The organism is Massilia pseudoviolaceinigra (genome assembly GCF_030846505.1).
Taxonomy (GTDB): Bacteria; Pseudomonadota; Gammaproteobacteria; order Burkholderiales; family Burkholderiaceae_D; genus Telluria_A; species Telluria_A violaceinigra.
The window spans coordinates 107,723-113,944 of sequence record NZ_JAVCWL010000026.1 but is presented as its reverse complement, the minus strand read 5'-3'; the positions used below and the strand labels follow the sequence as shown (position 1 = coordinate 113,944).

Genomic DNA, 6,222 nt, shown 5'->3' with positions numbered 1-6,222 from the left:
GGCAAGCATGCGGAAATCGGGATCAAGCCACAAGGCTGTGTTTTATGGAGCGCTTACAGCAGTCCTATTGCCCGGGCGGCTTTTACTTGGCCGGACGATGCCCGGATAAGCAAACCACCCCGTTATAATCAAAGTATGAAACGACTTGTCGAGCTCCTGAAAAGCCTGTGGGGTATTAGCCAGCCAGCATCCCCGTCTGTGTCAGTAAACCCACTGGACTACGAGCAGCTAGTAACTTTGGACGCGGAAAGTTTGGCGGAGCAGGGTATCCTGACCTCTTATATCGAGTTGTTGCCCCGGCTCAAGGAGTATTCTGCCACACCACTTAAAGTCACCGAGGTCCAAAGCAACGATGGTCTTGGGTACACCGTTGAAGCTGGTGGCAGGCAATTTATAATCTGGGAGGTGCTGGAGAGCGGTAAGCAGAACAACGATGGCTGGGAGCGTGCCACGGTTGCCTTTTTCCAGATCGTGAATGCAAGTCTCGAGGCTTCCACTTACCATTTTTACGCAATCAATGGCGGCAACGATCTTTTCGGGATATTCCTGACCGAACAGGAGTTAATTTCCGCTCAGCAAGTTATTACAAGGCGCTCGGACTGGCCTTGGTTGCCGGATGACAGGTTGCCGCACTACGGTTTTCCTGTCGAAGATGCGTAAGCGGGCGCTGGCCCACGACCGTCCTCTATCGGCCGGATGCTGCCGATTGTACTCGACAGTGGACGAGCGATTGACGGATCGACCGCTTCCGACTGCGGATTCATCGGTCAGTGCTTCGCAATTGCTGTACGCATGTTCAGCCGTTCATTCCCCAACATTTGCCTTACTGAAATTACTATTCATTCTCCAAGGGAAGCGAAGCGTAGTTTTTTTTGATGACTGCCCGACTGCGTCAGCAGTGGACCCGGTATCGCAGGAATCTCACATTGCTCAAACAGATGCGACGACGGATGGCGAGCCCATCTGCAAATACTTTCCGTCCGTCAAAAATGTAAAGCAGCTGAGCGCGACCAAGGCGCCGCCTGTGCTCGGCCGATATCCACGTAGCTTGTCTACCATCACTGCCCAAGGAGTCAATAATCTACGATCCTGCTCATTAATTTTGTCGGTGTACATCGCATTGAGAGCCGTCACTGCCGCCTCTACACTTTCATCGTTACTCTTGTTTGCGAGCATGCCTTGAGTGAAGACCTCCGCAAATACCGACGCCTTCGCGCAATAGGCCATTTCTGCAAGCATCTCATTGGCACCGTGCGCGGATGCATGTGCCGTAAGCGCTGCGGCAGCTACAAAAAATTTGAGTCGCAAAGTTATTTTCAAAATTTTCTCTTTACACGAATCGGTGACTGCATTAGCAGGTTTGGACTTCAATTGTACGTGCGATGACCGCTTGAATCCGCAGCCGAAAGCGGCCGGTCGCAGTAGCTCAGTGTACGTCGTTGTTGCTTCCAGGATAAGTGACCGGTTTTCTTAGGCACTCTAAGTTAGCGGCATTAGCCTCTGGACTTGCCTCGCTCCAAAGAGGTCGAGGAGTTTCTCAGGACCTGGAGGCTGCGCGGGTACGACGCAGTGGTGGAGCGAACGACGGGGGGTCAGCCGATCAGCGCCCTGACCTTCTGGTAGCCGCTGCGGCTGACCGGCAGGCGGGTGCCATCCCTGAGAATCGCGGTGTGGCTGTCCCTGCCCTGCTCGATGCGCTCGATGGCGCCGAGGTTGAGCAGCCAGGAACGGTGGATGCGCACGAAGAGGGCCGCATCGAGCTGGCTTTCGAGTTCCGACAGGCGCTGGTTTTTCAGGTAGTGCTTGCCGTCGGCGCAAATGCGCACGTAGTCATCCTGCGCTTCAATGTAGTCGATCTGGCCGGCGGCGATGATGTGGACGCGCGCACCGTCGCGGATCAGCACCCGCTCCAGCGGCTTGTTGCGCTGCGCGGCCTCCCGCAGCACCGCGTCGACCCCGACTTTTGCGACGCTGGTGCGCGCATGCGCCAACGCGGCGTCGAGACGCTGCTGGCTGAAGGGTTTGAGCAGGTAGTCGACGGCGTGGATGTCGAAAGCCTTGAGCGCGTACTGGTCGAAAGCGGTAACGAATATGTAGCGCGCCTTGGCGCCGGCCAGTTCCACGACCTCGAAGCCGTTCAGCTTGGGCATCTGGATGTCGAGGAAAACCAGGTCCGGTTCCAGTTCGGTGATGGCCTTGACGGCGTCGAAGCCGTTCGCGCATTCGGCCACGATGTCGATATCGGCATGCTTGCTTAAAAACTCGCGCACCAGGCCGCGCGCGAGGTCTTCATCGTCGACGATTATGACGCGCATGATGGTTCCATTTCTTTCGTATGGGCGGGCAGCGTCAGCGCGACCCGGAACAGGCGCGCCTCGCGCGTCCAGTAGATGCCGGCCTCGTGGCCGTAGGCGACGGCGAGGCGCTGGCGTACGTTGGCCAGTCCGATCCCTTTTCCTGCGGCGGACGGCTCGTCGTCGATGTCGTTTTCCACGACGATTTTCAGGACCGAGCCGGCGCGCTGCGCCGCGATGCGGATGGTGCCGCCGCCGGTCAGGTTGGCGATGCCATGCTTGACCGCGTTTTCGACCAGCGGCTGCAGGATCATCGGCGGCAGCAGGCAATCGAGCGCGCCGGCGTCGATCGCCTGCTCGACGTTCAGGCGCGCGCCGAAGCGCACCTTTTCGATGGCGATGAAATGCATCGCCAACGTCGCTTCCGCTTCCAGGGTGACTTTGCGGTTCGCTTCCAGACCCAGGCTGTGACGGAAAAAATCCGCAAGGCGCAAGGTCATGTCGCGCGCGCGGGCCGGGTCGATGGACGTGAGTGCGCTGATCGAATTGAGGCTGTTGAACAGAAAGTGCGGATCGATCTGGGTGCGCAGCATGCGCAGCTCGGCATCCTGCGCCATCAGCGCCGCTTCGAGTCCGCGCCGTTCGGCGGCACGCGCGCGCTGGAATTCGAGCGCCAGGTAGTGCGCCACCGCGGCCATCGCGTACAAGATCACGCCCAGGCCCACGCTCATCGCCTGCAAGGGGGCGGTCATGGGAACGCCGGCCCAGGGCAGGCCAAGCGATTCGCAGGCGCTGTTCCACGCGGCGCACAGCGCCGTCCACAGCGAGCCGGCAAATAGCGATGCGACGAAAAAGACCAGCAGCACGGAGATGGCGCTGCGTTCGCCGAGCGGATAGGCGCGGCACAGGTAGTAACTGGAAAAGCCGGTGGCGCAGGCATACACCAGCGTCACCGGTACAGCAAAGAGCAAGCCGTTGGTCCATGCGGCGCCGGTGGCGGCCACGATCAGGCCCGCGAACACGATCGCCAGCAGCAGCCACGCGAGCAGGTACAGGCCCGCGCCGCGCCGCGTGGAAAACGGCCCCTGCATCAGTTGCGCACTTCCACGCCGCCCATGATCGCGTAGCCCCGGATGGTGAGACGCTTGCCGGTGCCTGGCGCGGGCGAGGTTTTTTCCTCGAAACCGCCGAGAATCGGCACCCCTTCGAGCACGATGCTCCAGTCGGGCGGGCACTTGATGGTGATGCCGCCCATGACGGCGAACACATTCAGTTCGGCCTCGCCGTCGATCGACGATTCGCGCAGGTCCAGCACGCAGTCGCCCATGATGGCGCTGACGTTGCCGCCGCAGAAGGCCGGGGTGCTGATGCGGCGCTGGAAGGCGCCCAGAATGGCCGTGATATCGACCACGGCGTCGGCATTGGCATTCGCGTCGGCATCCGGCGCGGCCTCGCCACCGGCCTTGAGCGGCGCGCCGGGCGGCGTGATGCGTTTGCGCATGGCTTTGTGGATCACGCCGATGCCGAACAAGATGATCAGCACCGGCCACAGGGTGCGGGCATTGAAAAAGTAGCCGTAGCCGAGCCGGTTGAGGGTGAGGACGGCGCCGGCGGCGGCGATCAGGCCGAACACCACACGTTCGTGGCGCGATTCGGCCCCGGCAAACTTGACCAGTCCGCCGATGACGACCAGCACGGGCCAGAAGTACAGCACGCGGTGGCGGTCGATGATGTTCAGGTTATCGAGCAGGAACAGCAAGCCGAAGCCGATCACCGCCAGGCCGATCCAGACCTGGTTGGGCACGCCGGGGGTGCGGGGATCATTTTTCATCGTGCGGCTCCTGCTCGGGCGCGAGGCGGCGTTCGATGAACGGTTCGAGAATCATGGTGACGCCGCAGAAAATGACCGGGATCGGCCAGCCGTTGCTGAAGGTCAGTCCGAACAGGTTTTCGAACGTGGACAGCAGCCACAGGCTCAGGAACACCATCCACAGGCCGGTGGTGAAGTCTTTCGCGGTCGGAAAGCCGATCATTTTGTTCAGGCCCATGACGGTCAGCACCAGCGGTGCGTAATGCCAGAGGCCGTCGACGTGAATCACGTCCATCTGCTCGAGCAGGACGATGGTGCCGAAGCCGATCAGCAGCAAGCCCCACATCAACTGCTTGCGCCACTCGTAGGAAGATTTATTGGACACGTTTGCTCCTGTAGTCAGTTCAGGCGCAACGATACAACGGCGCGGCAGCGCTGCCCAGCGGATTTCGGCGAATGGCGTATGGCGGCCGGTGAATGACGGCGCCGGCCTTCAGGCGCCGAAGGCGATCGAGGCCGACAGCGCCAGCATCATGGTGCCGGTCAGGCCGTCGATCCATTTCCACGCGGCGGGACGGGCAAACAGGCCGGACAGCCGCGTGGCGCCATAGCCGAGCGCGCAGAACCACAGGGCCGAGGCGCTCATCGCCCCCAGCGCAAAGGCCGGGCGTTCTGGCGGAGTAAAGTTGCCGCCGATGGCGCCGAGCAGGACCACCGTATCGAGATAGACATGAGGATTGAGCAGCGACAACGCCACCACGCTGGCCAGGGCCTGGCGCGCGCCGGTGCGTGCGGCCTCGGGCGCCACCGTCAGCGCGGCGCTGGCGAACACGGCGCGCCAGCTGCGCAGGCCGTACCACAGCAGAAACGCCGCCCCGCCCCAGCGCGCCGCCCCAAGTAGCAGCGGCGACGATTGCACCAGGGTGCCGACACCGGCCACGCCCAGCCCGATCAGCACGGCGTCGATGATGATGCAGGCAGCGACGGTCAGGCCCACGTGTTCGCGCTTGAGGCCGGTGCGCAGGACGTGCGCGTTCTGGGAGCCGATGGCGACGATCAGCCCGGAACACAAGACGAGGCCGTTGAAAAAGGGGGATACGTAGGGCATGCACACTCCTGGCGATAACTGGATGAGCTGGGAGTGTGCGGCAGAGAACTTCCGAAGTGAAGCGGATTTAATCCAATTACGTATAATTAAGTTTTTCTAATCCTGGAGGCTCGCATGCTCGATACGCGCAAAGGGGAAGCGCTGCTGGCCGTCATCGACAGCGGCAGTTTCGAGCAGGCTGCCGCCCTGCTCCACCTGACGCCGTCGGCCGTGTCGCAACGGGTCAGCGCCATGGAAAACGAGCTGGGCACGCCGCTGCTAATCCGCAGCAAGCCCTGCCGCGCAACCCCGGCTGGCCAACGCCTGGTCCAATATCTGCGCCGCAGCCGGCTGCTGGAGGCCGAGTTCCTGGCCGAATCGGCCAACAGCGATGCGCATCCGCTGACGATCGCCCTGGCCGTCAACAACGATACCCTGGCCACCTGGCTGCTGCCGGGACTGGCGTCGTTCCTGATCGAAGAACAGATCCTGCTCGACATCGCGCTGGACGACCAGGATCACACCTACACCTTGTTGTCGCAGGGATCGGCGCTGGCCGGGGTGTCGAGCGAAGCGCAGCCAATGCGCGGCTGCACGGTGGAGCGGCTCGGTGCGATGCGCTACCGCCTGCTCGCCACGCCCGCGTTCGTGGCGCGCTGGTTTCCCGACGGCCTGCAGCGTGAGGCGGCGCGGCGCGCACCGCTGATGGTGTTCGACCGCAAGGATGCCTTGCAGTCGGCATTTCTGCTGCGCGAGCTGGGATTGCCGGCCGGGAGCTATCCCTGCCACTACATTCCGTCGAGCGACGCATTCACGCACGCTGTGCGGCTGGGGCTGGGGTATGGCATGGTGCCGGAGCAGCAGTTTGGCGACGACATCGGCAACGGCACGCTGATCGACCTGGCGCCAGACAAGCCGACCGACGTGATGCTGTACTGGCATGCGTGGCGGGTGCAGTCGCCCAAGCTGGAGCGGCTCAGTGCGCGCCTGATCGCGGTCACGCGGGCGGCCTTGCGGCAGCCTGCGTGAGC

General features: G+C 62.3%; 8 protein-coding genes. 2 read left to right on the top strand and 6 right to left on the bottom strand.

Annotated features, from left to right (window positions below; all coding sequences use genetic code 11):
- On the top strand, positions 1-660 hold a 660-nt coding region (locus tag RBA40_RS23555), incomplete at its 5' end, for a hypothetical protein (protein WP_306650437.1).
- A gap of 270 nt (positions 661-930) precedes the next feature.
- Here RBA40_RS23555 and RBA40_RS23550 read toward each other — a convergent pair.
- From RBA40_RS23550 to RBA40_RS23525, 6 genes are all read right to left on the bottom strand, one after another.
- Positions 931-1,371, bottom strand: a complete 441-nt coding sequence (locus tag RBA40_RS23550; RefSeq protein WP_306650435.1) for a hypothetical protein — start codon at positions 1,369-1,371, stop codon at positions 931-933.
- Between the two features lie 221 nt (positions 1,372-1,592).
- The gene (locus RBA40_RS23545; protein ID WP_306650433.1) at positions 1,593-2,315 is read right to left on the bottom strand and encodes a LytR/AlgR family response regulator transcription factor; all 723 of its coding nucleotides are present in this window, start codon (positions 2,313-2,315) and stop codon (positions 1,593-1,595) included.
- Complete coding sequence (locus RBA40_RS23540) at positions 2,303-3,385, bottom strand: sensor histidine kinase (protein WP_306650431.1); 1,083 nt, start codon at positions 3,383-3,385, stop codon at positions 2,303-2,305. The genes RBA40_RS23545 and RBA40_RS23540 overlap by 13 nt, the downstream gene beginning before the upstream one ends.
- A complete protein-coding gene (locus RBA40_RS23535) occupies positions 3,385-4,125 on the bottom strand; it encodes a LiaI-LiaF-like domain-containing protein (protein ID WP_306650429.1) in 741 nt (246 codons plus the stop codon). Before RBA40_RS23535 ends, RBA40_RS23540 begins: the two co-directional genes overlap by 1 nt.
- Positions 4,115-4,489 carry a LiaF transmembrane domain-containing protein gene (locus RBA40_RS23530; protein WP_306650426.1) on the bottom strand — a complete coding sequence of 125 codons (375 nt, stop codon included), beginning with the start codon at positions 4,487-4,489 and terminating at the stop codon, positions 4,115-4,117. The genes RBA40_RS23535 and RBA40_RS23530 overlap by 11 nt, the downstream gene beginning before the upstream one ends.
- Before the next feature lie 108 nt (positions 4,490-4,597).
- Positions 4,598-5,212, bottom strand: coding sequence for a LysE/ArgO family amino acid transporter (locus tag RBA40_RS23525; protein ID WP_306650424.1), 615 nt, complete (start codon positions 5,210-5,212; stop codon positions 4,598-4,600).
- Positions 5,213-5,326: 114 nt separating this feature from the next.
- Here RBA40_RS23525 and RBA40_RS23520 point away from each other — a divergent pair, with 114 nt between their 5' ends.
- Entirely contained in the window at positions 5,327-6,220 is an 894-nt protein-coding gene (locus tag RBA40_RS23520) for a LysR family transcriptional regulator ArgP (protein ID WP_306650422.1), read from the top strand.
- Positions 6,221-6,222 lie beyond the last annotated feature (2 nt).

What these genes read in the sequence shown, in the direction of transcription:
- RBA40_RS23545 (WP_306650433.1), bottom strand. Translation starts at nt 2,315, where the DNA reads ATGCGCGTCATAATCGTCGACGATGAAGACCTCGCGCGCGGCCTGGTG.
- RBA40_RS23540 (WP_306650431.1), bottom strand. Translation starts at nt 3,385, where the DNA reads ATGCAGGGGCCGTTTTCCACGCGGCGCGGCGCGGGCCTGTACCTGCTC.
- RBA40_RS23535 (WP_306650429.1), bottom strand. Translation starts at nt 4,125, where the DNA reads ATGAAAAATGATCCCCGCACCCCCGGCGTGCCCAACCAGGTCTGGATC.
- RBA40_RS23525 (WP_306650424.1), bottom strand. Translation starts at nt 5,212, where the DNA reads ATGCCCTACGTATCCCCCTTTTTCAACGGCCTCGTCTTGTGTTCCGGG.
- RBA40_RS23520 (WP_306650422.1), top strand. Translation starts at nt 5,327, where the DNA reads ATGCTCGATACGCGCAAAGGGGAAGCGCTGCTGGCCGTCATCGACAGC.